The organism is Thalassotalea profundi (assembly GCF_014653195.1).
GTDB lineage: Bacteria > Pseudomonadota > Gammaproteobacteria > Enterobacterales > Alteromonadaceae > Thalassotalea_B > Thalassotalea_B profundi.
The window spans coordinates 35,894-60,615 of the sequence record NZ_BNAH01000002.1; the positions used below are offsets into that span (position 1 = coordinate 35,894).

Sequence of the window (24,722 nt, forward strand, 5' to 3'; positions counted from 1 at the left end):
GTAAACATTTAGCCAACTAAGCCCTTTATTATCGCTAGTATAATCAAGCCGAATACTAAAAATCGTGTAATTTTTGAATATTTTTCCTGCTGTTCTGGCTCCATAGGCGTACCATACTTTTCCCCTAAAATGACCATCAGCATAACACCTAAAAATACTGCGCCTAATATAATGATTAATGTCATAATAAAATACTTTCTTTTCTCAAACTCGAACTTAACTTACTATACCACATAGAAGAATTAATCATTTATTTTGGACTTTGCTAAATGGCTCAACAAGATAACTTTAAAGATAAACGCCAATTTATTATTCGCCTAGGCAAAGCATTACATAAGTTTGGTACACCGGCTTATCGATTAGAAGATCATTTGCAAACTGTCGCTAAAAATTTAGGGGTTGATGCAAATTTTGTGATCACCCCCACCTCATTAACCTTTATGTTAGCTGATGAAAACCCGGATCATCAAGAATATAATCATATTGTACGGGTGAAGCCGGGCGATTTAGATCTAGGTGCTCTTGCCAGAACTGATGAATTAGTTGACGAACTTTCATCCGGTCAACGTACCTTAGAAGAAGCAATAGAAAGATTAGATGAGATCGCCAACAAGCCAAATCCCTATGGTAAATTTCTAACATTCCTGGCTTTTGGTGCATCAAGTGGTGCTTTTGCTATGCTAATGCGCACCAGTTGGAATGATGTAATTTGGTCAACATTACTCGGCTTATTCGTTTGCCTTTTTGTCTTTTGGGCTGAACGCTCAAAACGTGTAACTGATATGCTTGAACCAATTTCAGCATTAACTTCTGCATTTTTAGCTTCTGCTATTACGTTAATTGATCCTAGCATTAACCTCCCCCTAGTTATACTGTCGAGTATTATTGCTTTTATCCCAGGATTGGCATTAACACTTGGCCTCTCTGAACTTGCCGCTCGCCATTTGATATCAGGAACTGCCCGAATAATGGATGCTGTGATGGTGCTATTTAAAATTTACTTTGGTGCTGTATTAGGTATGGCATTAGGTCATAAATTCTGGGGAATTGCTGAATTTGTTCAACCAATGAATACACCTGACTGGGTATCTTGGGTCGCGGTAACGACCCTTTCATTCAGCTTAGTTATATTATTTAAAGCACGAATTAAAGATGCGCCTTGGGGAATTATTTCAGGTTATGTCGCCTATGCCGCAAGCATTTGGGGTGCAACACAACTAGGTATAGCTTTAGGCGCTTTTGTTGGTGCATTCGCACTGGGAATATATAGTAATATTTTCTCTCGTTTAATGAACTTACCTTCAAGTATCGTAAAACTACTTGGTTTAGTTGTGCTTGTTCCTGGTAGTAAAGTTTATATTGGATTAAATAGTGCAGTTTCAGGGCAAATGATATTAAACTCAGTAAATGTTGGTTCCCAAACATTCCTTATTTTTATGTCGCTTGTTGCAGGACTAATTTTTGCCAACGTAATACTTCCCCCTCGTAAATTACTATAAGTAAAGTTAATGACAAAAATAAAAACGCCTTATCACCATGGTGATTTAAAAGCAGCTATTATAAAAACCGCTAGTAAAATGCTTGATGAGCAAGGAATTGAAGCATTATCATTGAGAAAAATAGCTGAAAAAGTAGGCGTTTCACGTACAGCCGCATATCACCACTTTAAAGATAAAAATGAATTACTCAGTGCCATTGCTAGCCAAGGTTTTATTTTGTGGCAGAAACAAACAAAAGCAATATTTGATAATAAAAACTTAAATCATCAACAACAATTAACTCAGTTTTGTCATGGCTATATTAAGTTTTCAATAAATAACCCTAATACTTACGACTTAATGTTTGGGCGCACGCTTTGGAAGGATAATGCCAGTTCTGACGAGTTGAAAAAAGTAGCCTATCCAAGTTTTGAGCACCAAGTTACAATGACAAAATATTGGCAAGAGAAAGGGATATTACCCCCAAGTGAGAATTCTTTAAGGCTTGCTCAAGTACTATGGGGCACATTACATGGAATTGCGAAACTTGTATTAGATGGTATTTATACCGACAATAATAATATTAGCGAAATGTGTGATTGTGCAATTGCCTTATTTATCAACACTAAAACTAATTAAAATTGTACTAAAACACTACTAATATTTAGTAAAAAATATCGTTTAAAGTTAAACACATACCAAAAGGTTCAAGTAAATAATGCAAGAATTGAATAACGATAAATTAGCACAATACAATGAATACTTTTCTATTGAACATGAATTTACGACTAACATCGAGTATTTGAATACTGATTCACATTGTAACTTTGACACATTTATTGAACAAATACCGACTCCTTTTGTACTAGCGACACAAGTTTCTACAATAGATAGCGTGGCTTTGCAGCCCTTACAAACAATAGGTGGTGTCGCTAACCAATTAGTACAATATTTAAATTTACAATCACAAAAAATTGATTTGTTAATGAATTACATTATTGCCCAAGAAGACAACGCTGAGCATCGCTTTCAAGGTTTAAGCTTTAGTGGCAGTGGTATTAGCTTTTGTGCTAAAGAGGCTATGCCTGTTTCGACAAAAGTATCAATAAAGCTATTTATCAATATTGATAATTGCAATATTTATTGTCATGGGGAAGTAATAGACATATCAGAAACAGAACAAGGCTTTCAACATAAAGTGTTGTTTCATCATATTAGAGACGATGACAGAGAACTATTAGTACGTTGTACCCTACACGCGCAACAAAAACAATTAAAAGCTTTATCGCAGAAACGAAAAAATGAAAGCTAATCACACATCGTTAAGCTCACTTGTTAAAGCAATATAGTGTTTTAGCTACCCCATCAAACACAAATTCTATTTAATGTCGTATCAACCTCTTCAGTTGTCGCTTTTTGTTGTTCTGCATGTTCAGCAACTCTATTCAATCCTGAGGTTATATCACCACTTAATGACACAATTTCAGCCATATTATCATTAATTGAAGCCGTAGATTGTTGCTGTTGCTCAGTACCATTGGCAATTTGTGAAGTTAATGTATTAACTTCAGTGAACACTTGACCTATTTGAGTTAAAGCAGAAACCACTTCTTTAGAATGCAATAAACTATTCTGTGTTAACTCTTGACCTTTTGCCATTCCTGCAACAGCATTGTTTGATTTAGTTTGGAGGCCTTCAACCATTGATTGTATGACCACTGTCGACTCTTGCGTCCTATGGGCAAGAGCTCTAACCTCATCAGCCACAACTGCAAAACCTCGTCCTTGCTCTCCGGCTCTAGCAGCTTCAATAGCGGCGTTAAGTGCAAGTAAATTAGTTTGGTCTGCAATATCACGAATAACATCTAATACCGAACCAATTTTAGACGCTTCTTCTTGTAATAACGCTAAATCGCTAACCATTGTGTTCACCTCTTCAGCAAAGTTAGCAATAGTATCTTGGTTTATATTTGAAGCATTTGTGCCTTGCTCAAGAATTTCGATTACTTGATGGGTCGTTTCACTCACTTGAGCTGCACTTTGCGATAAAGTTGCAGAAGTTGATGCAACTTCATCGATTGAATTCGCCATTAATGTAATTTGCGCTGAAGAATTATCCACGGCAATAACTGAGTCACTTATTTGACTAGTCAGAGAAGATGAGCCTTGACGTAATTTAACTGACTCCTCCTTTATTTCATTAACAATATCCGCTAAGTCAGTAATAAAAAAACTTAAATCATTAATAACTTTTGATAAATCATCGCCAGAGTTGTCACTTAACGGTTCAGCTGGCGCTTGATCGATACTAACGACTAGATCTAAATATTGTTGCAGTTTATTAATTCTATTAGAAAGTTGTTGGTTGGAAAGTATATATCCGGCAAGTAATTGCGCAGTAACGGTGACTACAAGCACACTAATTAATGTTATTTTACTCACTTCATCAACAAACAAAAGTACACTAACAATAGCTAAAACACCAATCAATAAAATTGGCATTAACAGCTTGATATTTAAACTTTTTAACATAAAAAACCTGTCATTATTATTTGTTATTATTTATAGCCTAACTTCAACTAACCTTCAGTTAAATATAGAGACTACTTTTAGATACTTTATTAAAAGGTAAATTACAGGGAAATATAAGTTTTTGCTATATATTTCAACAAAAATCCCCGATACTCTAAATATCGCCAATTAATATGCCACTGCACCATTTATGTCAATTAATATAATTCTTATAATTTTAATCGCGCTTGCACCTATAATTGCTGCCATTATGCTCGTTAAAAATTCCACCAAAAAGTTTAACTTAACCGACCAAGAGCTCGAAAGAATTAAAGCACGCAATAAAAAATTAGACCAAGAAGAACAACTAGAAAAAGATGATTAATTACGATAAATAGTTTGAATCAAGTGGTAGCCAAAACGGGTTTTAACTGGGCCATGAACTTTTAATACTTCCTTTTTAAACACTACATCGTCAAATGCTTTCACCATTTGTCCCCTTTTAAACTCTCCTAAGTCGCCACCTTTTTTGCTTGAGGGGCAAGTTGAAAATTTTTTTGCAAGCTGGCCAAAGTCTCCTCCTTTTTTTAGTTTGTCTCTAATCTCTAATGCTTGTTTTTCTGTTTTCACTAGTATGTGACGTGCACATGCAGCCATTTAGAACCCCTTAAAATTAATTAACATTTGATTAAATAAAAATAAAATATGACAATAGCGTAAGGTGTATTTAATTTCCGAAAATGTTGTACTAACAGATTAAATTTACGCCTTTTCCAAATTATACACTTAACCCGTCAATATATAGAGTAAATTAGTCATGCCATCAATTGATCACTTATTTGAGAATAATAAAAAATGGGCGAAAAGAATCACCGATAATGATCCTAATTTTTTTGAGCTACTATCCCAACAACAAACTCCTGAATATCTTTGGATTGGTTGTTCTGACTCTCGTGTACCTGCTAATGAACTACTTGGCATGTTACCCGGCGAAGTATTTGTACATAGAAATATAGCAAATCAAGTTATCCACACTGATTTAAATTGCCTTTCGGTGATCCAATATGCTGTAGAAATACTAAAAGTCAGGCACATCATTGTATGTGGTCACTATGGATGTGGTGGTGTAAAAGCCGCATTAGATGATCAAAGCTACGGTTTAATAGATAATTGGCTGCGTCATATTGAAGATGTTCACCGTTTTCATAAAACTAAATTTGATAAAGTTACTGACCAAGATGAAAAGGTAAACACCCTATGCGAATTAAACGTAATAGAACAAGTCGCTAATATTTCTAACACCACAATTTTAAGAAATGCATGGAAAGCAGGACAGAATACAACAGTACATGGTTTCGTTTATAAATTGCATGACGGTATATTAAAAGACTTAAACGTATCAGTAGGACTTAATTCAAAATAATACGTAAAATATTATACAACCTTATTATATTTAGCTTAAACGAGCCCTTATCAATACAAGGGCTAAATATTAGCCAAAATGCCTCTTTATTAGCCTGTAAAATATAAATTACAAAAAATCACTTATAAATACGTAATTGCACTCAAATCCTACTTTACTTATCTGTTAATGTTATGTTACAAACTAGTCTGCAAGGTTACAATTCTATTTTTATTTTCATAAAAGATTTAATTGTGAGCTTTAATGATATGCAATAAGTATATCTACTAAAAAAATATATAAATCCAGGGAAATCATAGTGAAAAAACTAAACTTACTCACGTTAAGCATTCAAGCAGCGTTATTGCTAGGTGCTTCAACTTCAGCATACACTTTTGCACAAGAAGAAGCTGAAAATAAATCAGACTCTGAAGAAAAAATTGAAAAAATTGAAGTAACTGGCTCTCGTATTAAACGTGTTGATATGGAAACAGTTAGCCCTATTGTTGTTATCGATATTGAACAAATGCGCGATAAAGGTTTCTCAACAGCGTACGATGCATTAAAAGATTTAACTTCGGCTTCGGGTACTGTACAAGGTGCTGAATTTGGTGCGCAAGGTGGTTTTACACCAAATGCTCAAACAGTTAGTTTACGAGGTTTAGGAACAAACCAGACCTTAATATTAGTCAATGGTCGTCGTATGGCTGATTATCCTCGTCCTTACAATGGCTCTTCAAACTTTGTTAACTTATCTACTATTCCATTTGCTGCTATCAAGCGAATTGAAGTTGTAACAGGTGGCGCATCTGCAGTTTATGGTTCTGATGCTGTAGCTGGTGTAATGAATATCATTACAAAAACAGATATCAATGAAACTACTGTTAACTACTTAACAAGTAGAGCTACTGAAGGTGGTGGCCAACAGGATCGCTTTCAAATAGTTACAGGTACTTCTGGCGATAATTATAGTGTTACAGCTGCTTTAGAATATCATACCCAAGATCCAATTTTTGCATCGCAACGTGATTGGTTAGATTCAGTTGATGATGGTCCAGCAGGAAGAGATTATTTAGATCGTGCTATCTTAAAACTTGATAACTTTAGCGGTGAATATCGTGATCCAGGTGAGCAAGCATGTATTGACTCTCAATCAGGTTTCGAATATGCATACCGTGAAGGTAGCGGCTATTATTGTGGTGGCGACTTTACTGGGCTTCGCACTATTCGTAACGAACGAAATACACTTTCAGGTTATGTTACTGGGTCATACCAATTAGACGATGGTACAGAACTTTTTGCTGATGTACTTTTTTCTGACCAAGAATCTTTAGTTCGTGGTGGTAATCATTGGATAAGTTCGAACATATTAGAAGTAGAATCATCACCGGGCGCAGGTAACTACGACGGTTTAGATTATGTATTAGAGCAACGTCAATTTAGTCAAGAAGAATTAGGCTGGAGAGACTCAAGCTACGATGAAACTTCATTATTTTTCAACATTGGTGCACGTGGTACATTATTTGAAGATTATGATTACGAGTTTATTGTTAGTCGTAGTGAAGCTGAATCAAACTCAACTAGAGCTTGGTTTAAAGAAGAAATGGTAGTGCCATTATTTTTCGGAACAGGTACCCACGGTTTTGGTTTACCTGATGGTAACGGTACTGTTGGCTTATATGACCCAATTGATAGTTCAATAGTGGACCAGTTAGTTGGTGATCAAGTCATTATTTCTGATTCATATTCAAATAACATCAGTTTTGTTCTTAGCGGTTCAGCGTTTGAATTGCCTGCTGGTGATGCCATGTTTGCTGTAGTAGCAGAATGGAATAAACAAGGATACACCCTTACTCCTGATGAGCGTACACTAAATACTGAAGGACAAGGCTGGTATAATTTAACTGGTACTGGTGGCGGTGGTGATCGTGAACGCTATGCTGCAGGTTTTGAATTAGACGTACCAGTTTTAGAAAATTTAGATCTTAAATTAGCAGGCCGTTACGACAAATATGATGACGATACTACTGAAGTGGGTGGTCGTTTTACTCCTCAAGTAGGTCTGACTTACAACCCTACTGAAGATATTTTGCTTCGTGCTAACTGGGGACAAAGTTTCCGAGCACCTGATATGCATCGTGTATTTGCTGATCAGTCAGGCTTTTACTCTACAGCCTATGATTGGGTTAAATGTGAAATAGACTATGATGGCGAAGAAGCTTTCCAAACTAACCAAGATTTTTGTGATGCTAAATCAGTTCGAGGTTATAGAGCAGGTACAACAACACTTAAAGAAGAAGAAGGTGATACTTACGGCGTAGGTATGGTCTGGGATATTACTGAAAACTTTAATGCGTCTTTAGATTGGTATCGTATTGAACTAAAACAAATTGTTGTATCTGAAAGTGTACAAGGTCTACTTGATAATGCCTACAATTGTAAATTTGGTTTAGAAGACCGAGTACCTGGCAGCGATTATTGTGCGCAAATTAATAGCCAAATAACACGTACAGGCTTAGATGATATCGACCCAGGTCAAATTGGCTCAGTAGATACATCATCAATCAATGCAGCTGAGCATAGTATTGAAGGTTTAGATGCTTCACTTGGTTATAAAGTTGAAAGTGAATACGGCGATTTTAATTTCAATCTTGGCTGGTCTCATGTACTTAAAATGGTATATAAGGCAACAGATGAAGATACTAACGAAAGCGACCGTGATAAAGCATGGAATGACGATGCGCGTTCAATTATAAATGGCTCTATTAGTTGGTCAACAGATGATATGGGCGTTACCCTTAGTGGCCGTCGAATTGGTTCAATCCCTGCTTGGATACAACCTGTTGAATATTCAGATGAAGCACACGCAGACTATGGTAATGTGGATAGATTACACCCTCACATTACATTTAACTTAACTGCTACTTATAGATTTACTGAAGATTTAGCATTTAATATACAAGTAGTAAACTTACTAAATGAGAGACCGCCAGAAGACGAATCTCATGAAGAATGGCCTTACTATAATAGCTTCCAATACGGTGGCGGTTCAGTAGGACGTGAAATAGGTGCAGAAGTTCGTTACACATTCTAAAACTTTTTAGCAATTTTTGCCAAAACTTGAAAAAGGCAGCTTAGCTGCCTTTTTTTATAGAGATTAAAAACAAGGATGCTAAGGATATTCAAATGATAAAGATAAATACATTTTTAAAAAAAGTTCTAGTAACGTTTATAGTATTACAGAGTTACATCAATTACAGCTTTGCTGCAGACAATACTACTAGGTTGCCTGTTGAGACATTCTTTAAATACTCAGAAATTAATAGCTTAAGTATATCACCAACAGGTAAATATTTAGCCGCTAAAGTAAAAATCAACGATAATATGCAGCTTGCTGTTATGTTAGCTGAAAGCCATAAAATAATATCATTACTGAATTTTGGTGATGACTCAGAAGTGGGTGAGTTTGGTTGGTTAAACAACGAACGAGTATATGCATCAATGGTTGATAAAGTTGGTCCATTAGAGAAAGCTCAAGCCACAGGATTTCTATTTAGCGCTAATGCTGACGGCAGTAAAAAAAGACAGTTATTACCAACACCAGCTCGCCCTGGAAAAGCAATGGGCCAACCAAGTGCTTTTCGAATTGTAGATACGCTTGACGATGATGAAGAGCATATATTAATCGATATTATTGATTCTAAATTTTCTTCAATTTATAAGCTTAATATATTTAATGCTAGACAAACTTATGTTGCTAAAGCGGCTCAAGAATATGGCCGTTTATTTACTGATAATAACCAGATAGTCAGATTATCTGTTGGAACAACTTACGATAAAGAAAAAGAAGAAAGTGTTACAACGGTATATTATCGCGATAATAACAAGGATGATTGGCAGTTAATTGATGAGCGTTCAATAAAAGATGGTATCTTTAGACCTATAGCATTTACAAAAGATAATAAAAAATTATACATTAATGCTGGCACGTCAATTAAGTTATATGATCCAAAAACTAAACAACTTTCAGACATAATAGACTTACCTGGTGATGCTGTTATTGAGAACTATATTTACGATTTTGATGCGACTAATCCTACTGTTGTTGGTGTTATTCGTGAACCTGGTTACTTAGTAAAAGAATATTTAGATACATCTCATCCTGATGTGCAATTAATGGAGTCATTGTCTGCTGCTTTTCCCAATGACTTTGTACGTGTGATTAATACAACAAAAGATAATAATAAGTTGCTTGTAGTGGTTTATAGCGATCTTAAACAAGGTGTTTATTATTTATTTGATCGTTCAACAAACAAATTAAGCTTTTTATTAGATACTGCCCCACATAGAGATTATAAGCAAATGGCGCCAATGAAACCATTTAGCTTTATCGCACGTGACGGATTAGAAATTAGAGGCTATTTAACATTGCCAAAAGGAAAAACTAAAAACTTACCGTTAGTACAAGTTGTACATGGTGGGCCTTATGGTGTTAAAGATAGCTGGAGATTTAATCCCGAAGCGCAATATTTTGCTAATTTAGGCTATGCTGTCATGCAAGTTAACTATCGTGGTTCAGGCGGTCGAGGAAAGTCTTTTGAGTATGATCATTTCCGTAAAATGGGTATGGAGATGCAGGATGACTTAACTGATGCTGTACATTGGGCTGTTAAAGAAGGCATAGCGGATAAAAACCGAGTTTGTATATATGGTGCTAGTTACGGTGGCTATGCTGCTATGATGGGCGTAGTAAAAGAACCTGACTTATATAAATGTGCGATACCTTATGTGGGTGTATATGATATTGCAGTTCAAAAGGATGAATCAGATACACGTTTACACAAATCAGGCCGTAAATTCTTAGAAGAGGCCTGGAATGCTTACGATGAGGAGTTCGTTAAAGAACGCTCTGCGATTTATCATTTAGATAAATTAAAAGCCGCTTTATTTTTAGTACATGGTCGTATGGATGCCCGTGTACCAATTAAAAACTATGAACTGCTCACTAAAAAGCTTGATGAAATGAATTACCCTTATGAATCACTAGTTGAAGATCACGAAGCACATGGTTTTAGAGATCAAGACAATGTTTATAACTTATACAAAAAAGTAGGTGTATTTTTAGATAAGCATATTGGTCAATAATCTTTAATTAAGTAAGTGTACAAATATTATCCCAATTAAATTTTCAAATAAGCACCTTTATTAATAAGGTGCTTTTTTAATTAATGATAAAAGTTTTGTAACATTTGAGTCTTGCAAATAGTGTGTATATCTCTAATACTTATAGTATGTTTACTTTCAATGTAAAATTTAAAAGGAAATATTTATGAAAAAATGGATCATTTCATCCCTACTTTTATCACTCGCCTTAACTTCAAAAGCTAGCTTTGCGTTTGATAATAATAACCAAGGAATTGAAACTGCAGAAGAAAAGCTATGTGTAGATGATAGCTGTAAAGCCCAAATTTTAAAATTAAAAAAACATTCGCGCTATGGAAATCCAGAAACATTAATTTTATTAGCTTCTGCCTATCTAACGGGTGAAGGCGTTGAAAAAAACCCTGAGTTAGCATTTAAAAAGATAAAGCGCGCCGTAAGAAGCGGCTCTGGTAAAGCGATGTTCATTCTGTCCGCATACTATAGAGATGGTATTGGTACGGATAAAGATATCGAAAAATCAAATTTATGGCTCTCTCGTTCTGTTAAAGAAAACTATTCTCAAGCGCTTTATCAAACTGCCCTATTAACGTTAGACTTTAATAAAGCTGATAATAGTGACGAATTAGATTTATTATTACGGGCAGAAGCCAAAGGCAATAAAGATGCAACATACTTACTCTCAATACTAAGAGAAACAGGCACTTTAGTTGAAAAAGACGCCTTACAAGCTGCCAAGGGATATAAGCGTCTCGCTTTTTCACATTATAAAGACAGTCAAGATCGCTTAGTTAACCTTATCAATAGCACTGAAGAAACATCTAAAGAATATAGTAAAATAAGAGCACTAGACGAAGATATAGAAACTATAACGGTAACCGGTGAGAAGTTATCTTTCCAAATGGCATTAAGTAACGCCATAGAGAGAGTTACTTACAACTCTCTCTATGACGGGAAATCAACCGGAAGTCATATCCAAGGAAGAGGTTGTACCAAGAAAACAAACTGCAGAATATACTCAGATAGTAATGACATATCTCTTACAATGAACGAGTTAAGTAATGCTAATCTGATATCAGGAAATTAATGTTTGACGCTAGGCGTAATAGTCAATGTTATTAAATTTACGGAGGTATGATAGAATATTTTATAATACTTTTAATTTACCTAATATTATTCCTTATATTACCAATGATAGGTGTATGTCAAAAACACCAGCTCCTTGAAAAGAGATTAATATAATTAATGGTATTTGTAGCATTTCCTTTTATTGGAGAATTGGTATTTATCTCTTTTAATAGTAATAAAATGAGTGTAAAAACCCTTTATTAGCTTCTAGAATTTCGTGCCATGTGGTTTGTTAAAGGCATAATTATGATGTAAATTGCAAGTAATTTACATAGTGTAGTAGAGGACTAATTTTTTCTACTGGGTATAATGACTGTTAAATGGCATCAAACTGTTGACATTAACATAGTAGATGAAGTTAAAATTTATGCACATTTGATTATTTTAATTAATACAAACAAAAAACCAGTAGTTATCTACTGGTTTTTTATTTATAGATAATTATAAGTAAACTTACAACACTCCACGCTCCATTTGATTTAACTCAATCGACTTAAACAAAGCAGTAAAGTTACCTTCACCAAAGCCTTTATCATCCACTCGTTGGATCATTTCAATAAATATTGGACCAAAGATATTTTTAGTAAATATTTGTAGTAAATATGAGTTTTCACTTTGGCTATCTACAAGTATTTGATGATCTTGAATACGCTTATGATCTTCTTTCACCCAAGGTATACGTTTAAATACATCGTCATAATACTCTGGTACAATATCTAAGGTATCGATGATATCTTTATCCAATTGATCTAAAGAGCCAACTAAATCATCGGTAATAAATGCTAAGTGTTGAACACCAGGCCCGTTATATTCATCGAGATACTCATCAATTTGATTATTGTTAGTGCCCTTTCCTTCATTAATAGGAATACTAAACTTGCCACAAGGAGATTGTAATGCATAAGAAACTAACGCGGTTTTTTCACCTTTAATATCGAAATATCTCACTTCAGTGAAGCCAAAAACATCTTTGTAAAAGTTAGCCCAATGCTCCATTGTACCTTGATACACATTATTAGTTAAATGATCGACCGCTTTAAAGCCCTTATCTTTTACAAAAACAGGCTTATCAATCGCTTCAAAATCATCACTATAAATAGAACCTTTAGCACCAAATTTTTCGATAAAATAAATTAAACTATCTCCAATACCGTAAATGGCGGGATAAGGTAATTTATTTTCAACATCTTGCGCTGATTTAGCACCACGCTTTATAGCTTGTTCAAAAGCAAAATCCGCATCTTCAACTCGCCAGCCCATTGAGCAAATAGCTGGACCATGGCTTTTAGCAAACTCTTTTGAAAAGCCTGCTTGTTCCTTATTTAATAAAAAATGAATATCGTTTTGATTAAAATACTCAATATCACGTCCTTTAAACTTTTTAGTTTTAGAAAAACCAAAACCATAGAAAGCTTTTTCCATGAAGTCTGAATCTGGTGTTGCATATTCTGTAAATTCTATGCCACAAAGTTTTAATGGATTTTTAACATCTGTCATAATTGTCTCTCTAACAACTCAATTGTTGCTATTATTACGAGGTTATAGACAGTTAGAAAGCCTGTAGAGAATCCAATTCATTTAAGTGCGTAACAAATTTTGTACGTATAATATGAACAATAAATTATCTATATCAGCACAGCCCATACAAGGGTTGAAGTCGTGATGTATCAATTAATTTACACATGATTTTTAACCTTGAAAATTTTTCTTCAACATATAATTTTCATAAGCTGTTACTTAGTAGCGATGAAATTTCACCCATAAAAAAAGGCGCTAAAAGCGCCTTAATTCAAAACGAATGTAGTTTAGTTTTCACGTCTTGGACGATCAGCTCTTTCACTACGTTTTCTAGGAGCACGTTCTGTAGAAGCTTGTGCATCCGATACAGAAATTTCTAATGATTGACGGCGAATTTTAACACGCTTTAATTGTGCAAATGATTTATCTGGCATACCTTTAGGTAATTGTACAAAGCTATGACGTTCATGTAAGTTAATTGCACCGATATAACTACTGTCTAGTGAGATTTCATTAGCAATAGCACCAACAATATCACCTGGTTTAGCGCCATGCTCTTTACCAACCTCTAAACGGTATGTTTGCCAATCAACATCATTACGAACAGATTTTGACTTACGTGGAGCTCTTTCACCACGTTCAGCACGATTACTTCTATCACCTCGTGAATCTCTGCGGCTGTCGCCACGCCCACCACGCTCATTACGGTCACGTGTTTCACGGCGAGGCTTAGGATCTTCTTTTGGCTGTAATGGTTGATTTAACTGTTTCTGATACAACAAAGCAGCAGCTAAATCAGCAATAGACAATTCAGACTCTACAGCCATTGCCTCAATAATTTCACGCATATTCGTAAGATCTTTATCGGCAACAGCTGTTGCTAATTCATTACGTGTGCGCTCAATACGTGCTTTACCTATTTCTTGAATACTTGGTAATTCATAAGTTTTGACTACACCAGAAGTTAAACGTTCATAGTGACGTAGCGAATACATTTCACGAGGACGTACGAATGAGATTGCAACCCCTTCACGACCTGCACGACCTGTACGACCAATACGATGAACATAAGCTTCGTTATCGCCAGGCAAGTCATAATTAACAACTAATGAAATACGTGGAATATCTAAGCCACGAGCAACCACATCAGTTGCTACTAATATAGAAGACTTACCTGATTTTAATTGATCTACAGTACGTTCACGTTGTGCTTGGTTCATGTCACCATTTAAGGCAACAGCTGCATAGCCAGCACGCTCTAATTTTTCAGCAACATCAATAGTGTCGTTACGGGTACGTACAAAAATTATCATTGCATCATATTCAACACTTTCAGCGATACGCTCAAGTGCAGTAATTTTATTTATGCCGCTAACTTTCCACGCATATTGCGTTATATTGGCTTTTTCTTTCTTAACTGCGGCAATTTTAATATGCTCAGGATCTTTTAAGAAACGATTAGCTACTTTACGAATTTGTGAAGGCATAGTCGCAGAAAATAACGCCATTTGAGTTTCTTTCGGTAAATGCTCTAAGATCCACTCAATGTCTTCTAAAAAGCCCATGTTTAACATTTCATCAGCTTCATCAAGCACACAAAACGATAAATTATCTAGTTTCAAACTCTTACGACGTAAGTGGTCCATTAATCGACCCGGCGTACCAACAACAACTTGAGCACCACGCTCTAACTGCTGAAATTGAGGCCCGTAAGATTGACCGCCGTATAAAGTAGCTACTTTTAAACCTTTCATATTTTTAGCAAATGTTTCGATTGCTTCAGCAACCTGAATCGCTAATTCACGTGTTGGCGCTAAAACCATCAATTGTGGCTTTTTGATTGAAACATCTATTTTTGCTAAAGCAGGTAATCCAAATGCGGCTGTTTTTCCCGTACCTGTTTGTGCTTCACCTAGTACATCTTTCCCTGCTAATAATGGTGGAATTGTTTTTGCTTGAATAGGGGTTGATGATTCAAAACCTAACACAACTAATGCAGAAAGTAGGTTTTCAGGCAAGCCAAGGGTATCAAAGCCAACAGAGGCATTGTTAATATCAGTCATATATAATTTTCGTCTTCTTAAGGCAGGCAGCTTAGCAATCTATCGCATATACCCGCGTACAATTACGAGGAAACCACCGGGAAGACTTTAGGCACATTCGTTAACTAGCTAAGGATGCTAGTAAGGCAAGTCTATTGGGATAACCCCACACATTTCAAAGGCCAATTCCATGACGGCCTTATATCGAGGCGCGAATTATACATACGTTTAATTAATAAGCAAGACAAATCTTTAAAATCATACTAATTTAAGGGAGTAAGTCAAAGACTGTAATCGCCACTTTTCATTAGATAGTCGAAAAGTTATATTTGTTTCATACACCTTTACTATCTAAAAATGAAGGTGGCTATAAATTACAGTTACTCTTCTTCCCCATTAAGCAGTTCAGAGAAAACAGACAATTTATCTAATACTAAGCCATGGATAGATTTTCGTGGATAGCGGCCTGTACTGCTAATTTTACCAGCATCTACTCCCATTAATATCTCTAAAGCCTGATCTATATCTTCAACACAATAGACAGAAAATTTATTGTTTTTAACTGCATTAATCACTTCATCAGATAACATTAAATTACTTACATTAGTCTTAGGAATAATAACACCCTGGGTTCCCGTTAATCCTTTGTCTTCACATAAACGATAGAAGCCCTCTATTTTCTCATTTACGCCACCAATTGACTGCACACCACCATGCTGATTAATAGAACCTGTTATCGCTATCCCTTGGTCAATAGGTAAATTCGCAATTGCAGAAATAAGCGCACATAATTCTGCCATCGACGCACTATCACCGTCGATATGACCATAAGATTGCTCAATGGCTATATTAGCGGAAATAGAAACTGGAAAGCCTTGTCCATATTTATGTCCAATATACCCGGAGAGTAATAACACACCTTTTGAATGAATTGATTTACCTAAATCAACTTCTCTTTCTATATCAGTTATGCCGTGACTACCCGCATAAACAGTTGCACTAATACGTGCAGGGGTACCGAAAACACTATCGCCTATTTCCAATACCGTTAATCCATTAATTTTACCTATTTGTTTACCACTCGTACTTATAAGAACTTGTTCTTCTTTAATTTCACTTAACCAAGCTTCACTAATTCTGCCTGTTCGTCGCTGTTTTGCTGCCAAAGCTTGTAAAACACAACTAGCATTAAGCTCCCCATGACTCCCATTTTTTTTCCATAAATAAACAGCTTCATCAAGTAAATCATTTACCTGAACAATATTGGCAGAAATTTTATGTTGGTGTTCAGCACGACGAAGCGCATATCTCACTAATTCTAATACGGCGCTTTTATCAACATGCGGATAGTCTTTTTTAATCGCTCTTTGACGAATTAGTTGAGCATAATCCGTTAAATTTTTATCATTTTTTTCAAGGTGACGATCAAAATCAGCTAAAATTCGAAACAATTCAGTAAACTCTTGATCATAATCTTGTAGGGTATAATAAAGCTCAGGATCACCCAATAAAATAACTTTAACTTCTAGGGGGATTTTTTCAGGTTGTAATGTCACACCACTTGGCTGACTATACTCTGAATAAGGATTTTCAATGGTAATTTCTTCGGTTTTCAAGGCTAACTTTAAACGTGACCACACAAGCGGTTGATTCAAAAGTTTCTCTGCATCTAACAATAAATATCCACCATTAGCTTTATGCAAAGCGCCAGCTCTGATCAAGCGGTAACTGGTATAAGTTGACCCTTGAAATGAAGCAAAATCTGCATGTCCAAATAAATTTTGAAATGTCGGGTTTTGTTCGTAAACAACAGGAGCTCCGGCTCCCGGATCTCTTGCCACCAATAAGTTGGGTAAAAAACGCTCGACCATTAATTTTCTTGCTTCTTTGTCGTTAAGTTGCTCACCAACGTCTTCAACGAGTATTTCAAGCACGGCATCAACAACATGCGCTTTCACTTTTGTAAGGTATTTTAATACACCAATATTACTGGCAAATTCATGCTCTAACTCTTTTAAAAAAGGCCGAATACTTTGCTCTGCCGTTTCATATTTAAGTTTACGCATTTTATCTGATGAAATTCGCTTCCATAAAGGTAATTCAATTAATTTTTCAGAAAGTAAATTTTCTAAGGTCGAAAGCAAGGCATAAAATTCATTGCGTTTTATTTCGTCTAAATTCGCAAATTCTTTGTCATTTAATGGTTTATCATCAACCAAAGGAGCAAAGCCTATTTCACCATTTTCTTCAAATAGCACAACATTATTTTTTAGTGCGGTTTCTTCAACGACAGCGATAGCTTCATCATATTTTTGATTAAATTCTCTATCAATTGCTGCTTTTTGACGTTGATAACCTGGGTTATCGAAAATTTCAGGAAATAAATCTAATAACTCATCAATAAAAGTATCAAGGCGAGCCAGTAGTTGTTTGCCATCACCAGGGCTAACATAAAGTCGATGAGGTGCATGTACATCATCAAAATTATTGATATAACACCATTCTGAAGGTGTTGGTTGTTCACTAGCAGTAGCTGCTAACATTTGCTTTATTAAAGTTTGTCTACCTGTACCATGTTCACCCATTGCATAAACATTAAAGCCAGGGGACTCCATCGACAGTCCAAAATTAAGTGCTTCTTTAGCACGTTCATGACCAATGAATATTTGCTCGACATTTTCAGCGTTTTCAATTTGGGAAAATAATTCAATGGCTAAGTTAGCCGTTAACTTTTCAGGAGTAAGTCGCAACTTTTGATGCGTTTCTTTCATTAGACTCTCATTATTAATGTTTGAACAACAAACATCTTCTATAAACTATCGTAATCATGTTGATAAAGCCGTAGTTTACACGTATATAAATGCCTTTGGCAAAAAGTCTCTGACAAATTAGCGATAGACAAATACTATGGACTTAAGCTTTCACGAATAAAGTGATCATGATTACAGTGTAAACACTTACTTACCTGGCTAAGTCTAGAAATTAACAATGAATGATGACAGTTAACGCAGGTAAGTTTACCAAAACCGATTATATCACCTTCCTTATAATCGCCATTGTGATCAAAGTCTTCACAAAGCTCAGCCCACTCCACTTGCGACTTGTCAGTTATTTTGACTAACAATGCCCAAAATGACTCATTCAATAAAGCTAAAAAAATAGAATGTTTGGCTTGCTCTTGATTCGATAAATAAAATTCATGTAAATCATATTTAAAATTTTCAATGAATTGCTTTATTTTTTCTTCAGGAATTGATTCAGCCGATGATAAAATAACCTTTGCTTGTTCAACTAATTCGACGATTTGAGTAACTTCATGTTTTTTCACATCAGTTAACCATACTGATAACTTTTGATAAAAATCAGTTATTACAGGTTTATTTAACATAATACCTCCTCAGGTAGTTCGAACAATTAGTAAACTTTGAGCGAGCAATAATCGCTTTAAAGCTTATTAATCAGTATAGACAATAGTACTATAAGAAAAAGTCTTACTACGAAAAAAGTCTGTGAATACCTTTAATAAACTTGTTAAAAACCCTCACGATAAGGTATTCTATGCCGATTAATTTATATCAAGCTTTTTGTTGAAATATTCAGGGTTATTACAATATCCCTGTTTTAAAAAAGCCCCAATTCTAGTCTTTTGAGAAATCGTTAATGGAATCCACTTATAACCCCCAATCTATCGAGGCTGATGTTCAGAAATTCTGGACTGATAACCAAACTTTTCGTGCACAAGAAGTTCCAGGTAAAGAGAAATTCTATTGTTTATCAATGTTTCCTTATCCAAGCGGGCGTCTGCATATGGGCCATGTGCGTAACTATAGTTTGGGTGATGTAATTTCTCGTTACCAACGGATGCAAGGAAAAAATGTAATGCAACCGATGGGGTGGGATGCTTTTGGCTTACCTGCTGAAAACGCCGCCATTAAAAATAATTCAGCCCCAGCCAAGTGGACCTATGAAAACATTGATTATATGCGTAATCAATTAAAGTCTTTAGGCTTTGGTTATGACTGGCATAGAGAATTAGCCACCTGTAAAAAAGACTATTACCGTTGGGAACAGTGGTTTTTTACTAAACTTTATGAAAAAGGCCTTGTATATAAAAAGAATGCAACCGTTAACTGGGATCCTGTAGATCAAACAGTATTAGCCAATGAGCAAGTTATCGATGGGCGCGGCTGGCGCTCTGGTGCAATTGTTGAACGTAAAGAAATTCCACAATGGTTCATCAAAATTACCGATTATGCCGAAGAGCTTTTAGATGACTTAGCATTATTAGACGGTTGGCCTGAGCAAGTAAAAACCATGCAACGTAACTGGATTGGTCGCTCTGAAGGGGTTGAAATGACTTTCCAACTTGCAGATTCAGATCAATCATTTGATATTTACACAACACGTCCAGATACATTAATGGGTGTTACTTACGTGGCACTAGCAGCTCAGCATCCTTTAGCGTTAGCTGCAGCTGAAAACAATACTGAATTAGCCAACTTCATTAAAGAATGTAAAACCAATAAAGCCACTGAAGCTGATATGGCTACGATGGAAAAAAAAGGTGTTGATACAGGATTAACTGCTATACACCCAATAACAGGAAAACCAGTGCCAGTATGGGCGGCAAATTTTGTGTTAATGGATTATGGTTCAGGGGCCGTAATGTCTGTACCTGGCCATGACCAGCGTGACTGGGAATTTGCGAAAAAGTATAACCTTGAAATTAAACAAGTAATTCAAGGCAGTGACTCTGATGATATTACTGTAGCAGCTATTGTTGAAAAAAATATTCTAATAAATTCAGGTGAATTTGATGGTTTAGATTTTGAACAAGCATTTAAAGCTATTTCAGATAAGTTAGTTTCTGAAAACAAGGGTAAGGTAACTGTTAATTACCGTTTACGCGATTGGGGGGTTTCTCGCCAACGTTACTGGGGGACACCTATACCAATGTTAAAATTAGCTAACGGTGAATCAGTCCCTGTACCTGAAGATCAATTACCCGTTGTTTTACCTGAAGATGTGATAATGGATGGTGTAACCTCACCGATAAAAAGCAACGAAGAATGGGCAAAAACAACTTATAACGGCGAAGAAGCCTTCAGAGAAACTGATACATTTGACACTTTTATGGAGTCATCATGGTATTACGCCCGCTATTGTTCACCAAATGACGACAGCCAAATGTTAGATCCAGAAAAAGCTAACTATTGGTTACCTGTTGATCAGTACATTGGTGGTATTGAACATGCCATATTACATTTATTATATGCACGTTTTTTTCATAAACTATTGCGTGATGTGGGTTTAGTTGAAAGCAGTGAGCCGTTTAAAAGCTTACTTTGTCAAGGCATGGTTCTAGCTGATACTTATTATCGAGAAGCTGATAATGGTGGCCAAGAATGGATTGCCCCTTCTGACGTGATCGTTGAACGTAATGAAAAAGGACAAATAATCTCAGCTATCAGCAAGCACGACAAAAAGCCAGTTATATCAGCGGGCATGAGTAAAATGTCTAAGTCGAAAAATAATGGAATAGATCCTCAACAGGTCATTGATTTATACGGCGCAGATACTGTACGTTTATTTATCATGTTTACCTCTCCACCAGAGCAAACTTTAGAGTGGTCTGATTCTGGTGTTGAAGGAGCACATCGCTTCTTAAAACGTGTATGGAAATTAGCCTACGACTTCACCGAAAGTGGTGATGTTGCACCACTAGCTGAAATTACCTTAAGTAGCGATCATAAAACATTACGCCGTGAAGTACATAAAACTATTGCTAAAGTTACCGATGATATTGGTCGAAGAAATACGTTTAATACCGCTATTGCAGCAATCATGGAATTAATGAATCACTTATCAAAAGCACCATTAAGTACGATAGAAGATAGAACAGTTATGCAAGAAGCTGTTCAAGCTGTCATATTAATGTTGACGCCTATCGCTCCTCATATGTGTCATCAACTATGGAAAGATATAGGCAATAATAATCATGTTGAAGAAGCACTATGGCCGGTAGTTGATAAAGCCGCTCTTATTGAAGATGAAAAGCTTATTATCGTACAAGTTAATGGTAAGCTTAGAGCAAAAATTACTGTTGCAGCTGATGCAAGCAAAGAACAAGTAGAGTCTTTAGGTTTAAGCGAAGACAATGTTGCTAAATTCATTGCTGATAAAACAGTTCGTAAAGTGATATATGTTCCTGGAAAACTACTTAATATTGTGGCTAACTAATGAAAATTCACAGTCAACTATTTACGACATCAATCAAAAAACTACTTAATAAACCTTTCGCAGTTTTATTGTACTGTATATTAATGTCTGGCTGTGGCTTTTCGCTTCGCGGCGATTATTTTATCGCCGCTCAATTACAGCATATCAACGTAACTTCGGTCGATAAATATGGCGAATTAACTCGTATAGTTAAACAGCATTTATTACTTAATAAAGTAGAGATCACCAAAAGTTATGATAAAACTTTACCTGAACTCAATATTTTAAAAGATACCCTAAATCGTCGAACGCTTTCTGTTTTTCCAAATGGGCAAGTAGCTGAATATGAGCTAATTTATACAGTGAGATACCAATTACGCTTTGCTAATGAAGATTTTGAGAGCTTTAAAATTGAGCTAAATCGTGATTATCAAGATGATCCTGATTTAGCCCTAGCAAAAAGCCGAGAATTAGCCTTAATGTTAAGCGAAATGCGTCAAGAAGCTGCAAATAAAATTATACGTAACTTAGCCAGTATTCAACGTTAACCCCATTAATTTATACGAGCTATAAAGCTATGCGCATATATCACAACCAAGTTGCCAACACTTTAAATAAAAATATGGCACCCATTTGGTTAATATTTGGCGATGAACCTTGGCAAAAAAATGATGCACTTAGTCAAATAAAACATCAGGCACAACAACAAGGCTTCAGCGAACTCATTCGCTTTTATGTTGACGATAAATTTGATTGGAGCTTATTAGAGCAAGAATATAACTCGCTTAGCCTATTTTCCAATCAACGCATGATAGAGCTTGAACTCAGTTCAAATAAAATAGGAGATGTGGGGAGTAAAAAGCTCATTCAATTATGTGACAACCTTTCACCTGATATTTTACTTATATTACATGGCGCTAAACTAGACGCTGCCAATCAAAAACGTAAATGGTTTAAAGCCGTTGAAAGTAAAGGAGTATTCCTACCAATTTACGATATAGAAGGAAAACAGTTAAGCCAGTGGATTTACCAGCAAGCTCAACAGCTTAACCTTAATTTACATCAAGACTTAACTTTAATGTTAGCTAAATTATTTGAAGGTAATCTCCTAGCCTTGTCTCAGGAATTAGCAAAACTTTCTTTATTATTTCAACAGCAACAAGTCAGTGTAGAAGATGCTGAAAATATCATTATTAAACAAGCAAAATTCAGTGCTTTTCAGCTAACTGATTCAATGTTAAAAGGTGACATCAATAAATGCATCACAATGCTAGAGCAACTTCAACAAGAAGGTATTGCTGTTGCACAGTTAATATGGCCTATTCACAAGGAAATATCGCAATTATTAGCCATGCAAGAGCAGCTTTCTCAAGGTAAATCTCTCTCTGAATTATATAGCCAATACCGAATATGGGATAAGCGTAAACCCTTATATAAAAATGCATTAACTCAAATTAGCGCATCAAATTTAGCCCATGCTCAAATCAGGCTCGCACAAACAGATTTAATCACTAAAACTAGTGTTGAATTTAATGGTTATATACTACTTGCTGATGTGATCAGCGCTTTATACCATGGCGAGAGTTTACATAAACTGTCACTTAATTATGAATTTTCATAATTAAGTGTTTCATTGGTAAGATAATGAAAAAACGTGAAATAGGTATTTTTGGTGGCACCTTTGATCCGATTCATAATGGTCATATTCATTCGGTTATCGCAACAGCAAACCACCTTGCTATTGAAGAGGTTTTATTATTACCTGCTCACATTCCACCACATAAAAATAACGTAATTGCTGATAGTAAGCATCGATTAGCTATGGCTAAATTGGTTTGTCAGCATCATCCTTTATTTACTTGTGATGACCGTGAGTTACAACGCAATAGACCTTCATATACAATTGATACGTTAAATGAAATTAAAGCAACATACCCATTGCACACACTTTATTTATTTATCGGCATGGATTCTTTACTCAGTTTCACTCGCTGGCACCGTTGGCAAGACATTCTCACCCACTGCCATATCGTCGTTAGTAGACGTCCTAATTATTGTATTAATCAAATCAATGATGAAACTCAAGAATTGCTTGTCAAGCATCAAGTTAAAACGGTAGCAACATTAAAAAGTCATCGCGCAGGAAAAATTTATTTATATGATCAAACCAACTTTGCTATATCTTCCACTAATATACGAGATCAGTTAAATGAAAAAGCCAATCGCTTGAGTGACTTACCTTCATACATAACACATTATATTAAAGAACATCAGCTATACTATTCCAATAAATAGGCGTTAATTCACATTGTATAACAAATTGATATATCTGGAGTTTCGATAGCTAAATAGGCGCTGATTATTTCGTGTGAAAATTAAACACCAAAGATCAACATGTCTTAGTTAACCTATACGTTTTTTAATGATATTATGTCAATAATACTAGCCAAAAAGAGAATATACATTGCAATCTGAAGCTTTAGCCGCTTTTGTTGTTGAAAAAATCGAAGATATGAAAGGTCGAGATATCACAACAATTAATATTTCTGAAAAATCCAACTTTGCCGACTTCATGATAGTTGCCTCTGGCAATTCTAATCGTCATGTAAAATCAATTGCTCAGTCTGTAACACTTGAATGCCGTACTGAAGGTACAGAACCTCTTGGTGTTGAAGGAAATGATGTAGGTGAATGGTCACTTGTTGATTTAGGTGATGTTGTTGTCCACATAATGACTGATGAAATGCGAGATCGATACCAGTTAGAACAACTTTGGGAATAGTTTAAGTCACTATGCGTTTAACCTTATATGCCGTTGGCAATAAAATGCCTGCTTGGGTATCTGAAGGATTTAACGAATACTGCCGTCGTTTTCCTCGTGATATGTCATTTGATTTAATCGAGATCCCACCGGGAAAACGTGGTAAAAATGCAGATATAGCACGTATATTAGAAAAAGAAGGTGAATTAACACTAGCGGCTATCCCTAAAGGAAATCGCATAGTAACACTTGAAGTAGAAGGTAAACCTTGGACGACGCCAGTACTTGCTCAACAGTTAGAACGCTGGCAATTAGATGGACGCGATGTAGCATTACTTGTAGGTGGCCCTGAGGGATTAGCACCTGCTTGTATTAAAGCATCAGAACAAAAATGGTCATTATCTCCCTTAACCTTACCTCACCCAATGGTAAGAATAGTCGTAGCTGAAAGCTTATATAGAGCTTGGAGTATTAATAACAACCATCCTTATCACAGAGAGTAA

21 protein-coding genes are annotated in these 24,722 nt (G+C 35.6%); 14 read left to right on the forward strand and 7 right to left on the reverse strand.

What is annotated here, in order from left to right; all coding sequences use genetic code 11:
* Positions 1-8: 8 nt before the first annotated feature.
* A complete protein-coding gene (locus tag IE155_RS02325) occupies positions 9-185 on the reverse strand; it encodes a hypothetical protein (RefSeq protein ID WP_189376495.1) in 177 nt (58 codons plus the stop codon).
* A gap of 84 nt (positions 186-269) precedes the next feature.
* On the opposite strand from IE155_RS02325, the gene IE155_RS02330 reads away from it, so the two are divergent.
* The 3 genes from IE155_RS02330 (at position 270) to IE155_RS02340 (ending at position 2,790) form a co-directional block, all read left to right on the forward strand.
* A complete protein-coding gene (locus tag IE155_RS02330) occupies positions 270-1,499 on the forward strand; it encodes a threonine/serine exporter family protein (protein WP_189376496.1) in 1,230 nt (409 codons plus the stop codon).
* Positions 1,500-1,508: 9 nt separating this feature from the next.
* Positions 1,509-2,117, forward strand: coding sequence for a TetR/AcrR family transcriptional regulator (locus tag IE155_RS02335; RefSeq protein ID WP_189376497.1), 609 nt, complete (start codon positions 1,509-1,511; stop codon positions 2,115-2,117).
* 79 nt (positions 2,118-2,196) lie between these two features.
* Complete coding sequence (locus tag IE155_RS02340; RefSeq protein ID WP_189376498.1) at positions 2,197-2,790, forward strand: PilZ domain-containing protein; 594 nt, start codon at positions 2,197-2,199, stop codon at positions 2,788-2,790.
* A 53-nt stretch (positions 2,791-2,843) separates the two neighbouring features.
* Here IE155_RS02340 and IE155_RS02345 read toward each other — a convergent pair whose 3' ends face one another.
* A complete protein-coding gene (locus IE155_RS02345; protein ID WP_189376499.1) occupies positions 2,844-4,010 on the reverse strand; it encodes a methyl-accepting chemotaxis protein in 1,167 nt (388 codons plus the stop codon).
* A gap of 190 nt (positions 4,011-4,200) precedes the next feature.
* On the opposite strand from IE155_RS02345, the gene IE155_RS02350 reads away from it, so the two are divergent.
* Positions 4,201-4,374 (forward strand): DUF2897 family protein, encoded by a 174-nt coding sequence (locus IE155_RS02350; RefSeq protein WP_189376500.1) that lies wholly within the window; start codon positions 4,201-4,203, stop codon positions 4,372-4,374.
* On the opposite strand, the gene IE155_RS02355 is transcribed toward IE155_RS02350, so the two are convergent.
* Entirely contained in the window at positions 4,371-4,646 is a 276-nt protein-coding gene (locus IE155_RS02355; RefSeq protein ID WP_189376501.1) for a peptidylprolyl isomerase, read from the reverse strand. The two genes, IE155_RS02350 and IE155_RS02355, sit on opposite strands and share 4 nt — an antisense overlap.
* Positions 4,647-4,806: 160 nt before the next feature.
* Between IE155_RS02355 and can the strand changes: the two genes are divergently transcribed.
* The 4 genes from can to IE155_RS02375 all read left to right on the forward strand — a co-directional run bounded on the left by can (position 4,807) and on the right by IE155_RS02375 (position 11,638).
* Positions 4,807-5,412, forward strand: a complete 606-nt coding sequence (can, locus tag IE155_RS02360) for a carbonate dehydratase (protein ID WP_189376502.1) — start codon at positions 4,807-4,809, stop codon at positions 5,410-5,412.
* Positions 5,413-5,710: 298 nt separating this feature from the next.
* Positions 5,711-8,485: a TonB-dependent receptor plug domain-containing protein gene (locus IE155_RS02365; protein ID WP_189376503.1), complete on the forward strand. Its 2,775-nt coding sequence runs from the start codon at positions 5,711-5,713 to the stop codon at positions 8,483-8,485.
* Between the two features lie 92 nt (positions 8,486-8,577).
* The gene (locus tag IE155_RS02370) at positions 8,578-10,536 is read left to right on the forward strand and encodes an alpha/beta hydrolase family protein (protein WP_189376504.1); all 1,959 of its coding nucleotides are present in this window, start codon (positions 8,578-8,580) and stop codon (positions 10,534-10,536) included.
* A 184-nt stretch (positions 10,537-10,720) separates the two neighbouring features.
* On the forward strand, positions 10,721-11,638 hold the full coding sequence (locus IE155_RS02375) for a tetratricopeptide repeat protein (protein ID WP_189376505.1): 918 nt from the start codon (positions 10,721-10,723) through the stop codon (positions 11,636-11,638).
* Between the two features lie 494 nt (positions 11,639-12,132).
* Here IE155_RS02375 and hppD read toward each other — a convergent pair whose 3' ends face one another.
* The 4 genes from hppD to IE155_RS02395 form a co-directional block, all read right to left on the reverse strand.
* A complete protein-coding gene (hppD, locus tag IE155_RS02380; protein WP_189376506.1) occupies positions 12,133-13,176 on the reverse strand; it encodes a 4-hydroxyphenylpyruvate dioxygenase in 1,044 nt (347 codons plus the stop codon).
* Between the two features lie 308 nt (positions 13,177-13,484).
* The gene (locus IE155_RS02385) at positions 13,485-15,260 is read right to left on the reverse strand and encodes a DEAD/DEAH box helicase (protein ID WP_189376507.1); all 1,776 of its coding nucleotides are present in this window, start codon (positions 15,258-15,260) and stop codon (positions 13,485-13,487) included.
* 359 nt (positions 15,261-15,619) lie between these two features.
* On the reverse strand, positions 15,620-18,010 hold the full coding sequence (locus IE155_RS02390) for a Lon protease family protein (RefSeq protein WP_189376508.1): 2,391 nt from the start codon (positions 18,008-18,010) through the stop codon (positions 15,620-15,622).
* A 134-nt stretch (positions 18,011-18,144) separates the two neighbouring features.
* Positions 18,145-18,627 carry a zinc ribbon-containing protein gene (locus tag IE155_RS02395; RefSeq protein WP_189376509.1) on the reverse strand — a complete coding sequence of 161 codons (483 nt, stop codon included), beginning with the start codon at positions 18,625-18,627 and terminating at the stop codon, positions 18,145-18,147.
* Positions 18,628-18,899: 272 nt separating this feature from the next.
* Between IE155_RS02395 and leuS the strand changes: the two genes are divergently transcribed.
* From leuS to rlmH, 6 genes are all read left to right on the forward strand, one after another.
* Entirely contained in the window at positions 18,900-21,479 is a 2,580-nt protein-coding gene (gene leuS / locus IE155_RS02400; protein ID WP_189376510.1) for a leucine--tRNA ligase, read from the forward strand.
* The gene (locus tag IE155_RS02405) at positions 21,479-22,006 is read left to right on the forward strand and encodes an LPS-assembly lipoprotein LptE (protein ID WP_189376511.1); all 528 of its coding nucleotides are present in this window, start codon (positions 21,479-21,481) and stop codon (positions 22,004-22,006) included. The genes leuS and IE155_RS02405 overlap by 1 nt, the downstream gene beginning before the upstream one ends.
* Positions 22,007-22,035: 29 nt before the next feature.
* The gene (gene holA, locus IE155_RS02410; RefSeq protein ID WP_189376512.1) at positions 22,036-23,079 is read left to right on the forward strand and encodes a DNA polymerase III subunit delta; all 1,044 of its coding nucleotides are present in this window, start codon (positions 22,036-22,038) and stop codon (positions 23,077-23,079) included.
* A 23-nt stretch (positions 23,080-23,102) separates the two neighbouring features.
* Positions 23,103-23,753 (forward strand): nicotinate-nucleotide adenylyltransferase, encoded by a 651-nt coding sequence (gene nadD, locus IE155_RS02415; protein WP_189376513.1) that lies wholly within the window; start codon positions 23,103-23,105, stop codon positions 23,751-23,753.
* A gap of 169 nt (positions 23,754-23,922) precedes the next feature.
* Positions 23,923-24,240, forward strand: coding sequence for a ribosome silencing factor (gene rsfS, locus IE155_RS02420; protein WP_189376514.1), 318 nt, complete (start codon positions 23,923-23,925; stop codon positions 24,238-24,240).
* A gap of 11 nt (positions 24,241-24,251) precedes the next feature.
* Positions 24,252-24,722, forward strand: a complete 471-nt coding sequence (rlmH, locus tag IE155_RS02425) for a 23S rRNA (pseudouridine(1915)-N(3))-methyltransferase RlmH (protein ID WP_189376515.1) — start codon at positions 24,252-24,254, stop codon at positions 24,720-24,722.